Below are 2,262 nucleotides of genomic sequence, written 5' to 3' on the forward strand. Positions count from 1 at the left end.
CATCATCCAGCTGCGCGACGTGCCGGTTGGCGGCGCGGTGGGCTATGGCGCGGCCTTCGTGGCGGAGCGGCCGAGCCGCATCGCCACCGTGGCGCTGGGCTATGCCGATGGCTATGCACGCGGGCTGTCGGGGGCAGGGTGGGCCGAGGTGGGCGGCGTGCGCTGCCCGGCGGCGGGCCGCATCTCGATGGACCTCGCCAGCTTCGATGTCACCGACGCGCCGCCGCTGGCCGAGGGCGACTGGCTGGACATTCCCTTCGATCCCGAAGCGATGGCGGCGCTGTCCGGCCGCACCAGCTATGAACTGCTGGTGGCGCTGGGCCGGCGTTTCGAACGGTTGTGGCAGTGACGCCCTTTGTTGCCATCGGCGCCGCCGTTCTTGCCGGGCTGGTTGCCATCGGCCGGCTGGCGCGCTTTGCCGGGCGGGCGCTGCTGCGCGTGGTGCAGCCGCCCTGGTATCCGGCGCAGCTGCTGCATCAGATGTGGGTGATCGGCTGGCTCTCGCTGCCGGTGGTCGGCCTCACCGCGCTGTTCACCGGCTCGGCGCTGGCGCAGCAGATCTTCATCGGCGGCAGCCGCTTCAACGCCGCCTCCACCGTGCCGGCGGTCACCGTGATTGGCGTGGTGCGCGAACTGGGGCCGGTGCTGGGCGGGCTGATGGTGGCCGGGCGGGTGGCCTCGGCGATGGCGGCCGAACTGGGGACCATGCGGGTGACCGAACAGATCGACGCGCTGGTGACATTGCGCACCGATCCGTTCCGCTGGCTGGTGGCCCCGCGCTTGGCTGCAGCCGTGCTGGTGATGCCGTTCCTGGTACTGGTCTCGAACGCGTTGGGCGTGGCCGGCGGCTGGCTGCTGGCCACCCAACGGCTGGGCTTCAACAGCGCGCAGTATCTCGCCACCACCCAGCGCTATCTGGAGGCCGATGATGTCATCTCCAGTCTCGTCAAGGCGGCGGTGTTCGGCTTCATCATCGCGCTGATGGGCTGTTATCACGGCTATCACAGCGGCGGCGGCGCGGCCGGGGTCGGGCGGGCGACCACCAACGCGGTCGTTTCCAGCTTCATCCTGATCCTGCTCGCCAATCTCATCATCACCGTCATCGTGTTCGGCTCGTGACGGTTCCACGCCTCGAGCTGGCTGGCGTCAGGAAGCGCTTCGGCAGCCGCCAGGTGCTCGATGGCCTCGATCTGGCGGTGATGCCCGGCGAAAGCTGTGTGATCATCGGCGCGTCGGGCACCGGCAAATCGGTTACGCTGAAATGCGTGCTCGGCCTCATTTCCATAGATGCCGGATCGATCAAGGTGGATGGCGGGGAGGTGGCGGGCCTGAAGGGTGCCGCGCTCGATGCCCACCGCGCCCGCTTCGGCATGTTGTTCCAGGGCGGCGCGCTGTTCGACAGCCTGTCGGTGTGGCGCAACGTGGCGTTCGCGCTGCCCGGCACTGCGGCGAGCCGCAAGACGGCGGCCATCGACAATCTGGCGCGGGTGGGCCTTGGGCCCGAGGTCGCCGATCTCAGGCCCGCCGAGCTGTCGGGCGGCATGCAGAAGCGCGTGGCGCTGGCCCGCGCGATCGCCGCCCGCCCGCCGATCATCTTCTTCGATGAACCCACCGCCGGCCTCGATCCGATCACGGCGGCGGTGATCAACCGCCTGATCCGGGAGCTGGTTTCGGATTTGAAAATCACCGCGCTGACCATTACGCATGACATGGCAAGCGTGCGGGAGGTGGCAGACAGGGTGGCGATGCTGCACGGCGGGCGCATCATCTGGCACGGGCCGCGGGCGTCGCTTGAAAGCTGCGGCAACCCCTATGTGCACCAGTTCATCACCGGCAGTGCCGAAGGTCCGATCAAGCCGGTGGGCCTGAAACCATGAGCGCGGCAGAGCTGGTGCTGCTGCTCGCCCGGGTGGCAGATGGGGATGCAGCGGCGTTCCAGACCTTCTACGATCGCACCAGCGCAAAACTTTTCGGGATCATCCTGCGTATCTTGCCTGAACGGCCGGAAGCCGAAGACGTGTTGCAGGAGGTGTATGTGACGGTGTGGCGCAAGGCGGCCACCTTTGACGCCAGCCGCGCCAGCCCGATCACCTGGGTGGCGACGATCGCGCGCAACCGCGCCATCGATCGGCTGCGGGCGCGCCCGGCTGGTCGTCATGCCCCGGTGGAGACTGCGCTCGATCTCGCCGATGATGGCCCGGCGCCCGATGCCGGCATTGGCCACGCCCAAGACGCGCGCCAGCTGGCCGCCGCGCTGGCCCG

4 protein-coding genes are annotated in these 2,262 nt (G+C 68.9%); all 4 read left to right on the forward strand.

Annotated elements, in window-relative coordinates:
• Nucleotides 1-349, forward strand: a 349-nt coding sequence (locus GJV64_RS13795; protein WP_328799196.1) for an alanine racemase C-terminal domain-containing protein, incomplete at its 5' end; no start/stop codon positions are given.
• Entirely contained in the window at nt 346-1,119 is a 774-nt protein-coding gene (locus tag GJV64_RS13800) for an MlaE family ABC transporter permease (protein ID WP_235927767.1), read from the forward strand. The genes GJV64_RS13795 and GJV64_RS13800, both read left to right, overlap by 4 nt.
• Complete coding sequence (locus GJV64_RS13805; RefSeq protein ID WP_164157980.1) at nt 1,116-1,877, forward strand: ABC transporter ATP-binding protein; 762 nt, start codon at nt 1,116-1,118, stop codon at nt 1,875-1,877. Before GJV64_RS13800 ends, GJV64_RS13805 begins: the two co-directional genes overlap by 4 nt.
• Nucleotides 1,874-2,262: sigma-70 family RNA polymerase sigma factor (locus GJV64_RS13810; protein WP_164157983.1), on the forward strand; the 389-nt coding region annotated here is incomplete at its 3' end. The genes GJV64_RS13805 and GJV64_RS13810, both read left to right, overlap by 4 nt.

This window comes from Sandarakinorhabdus rubra (assembly GCF_010994245.1).
In the GTDB taxonomy this organism is placed as follows: Bacteria; Pseudomonadota; Alphaproteobacteria; order Sphingomonadales; family Sphingomonadaceae; genus Sandarakinorhabdus; species Sandarakinorhabdus rubra.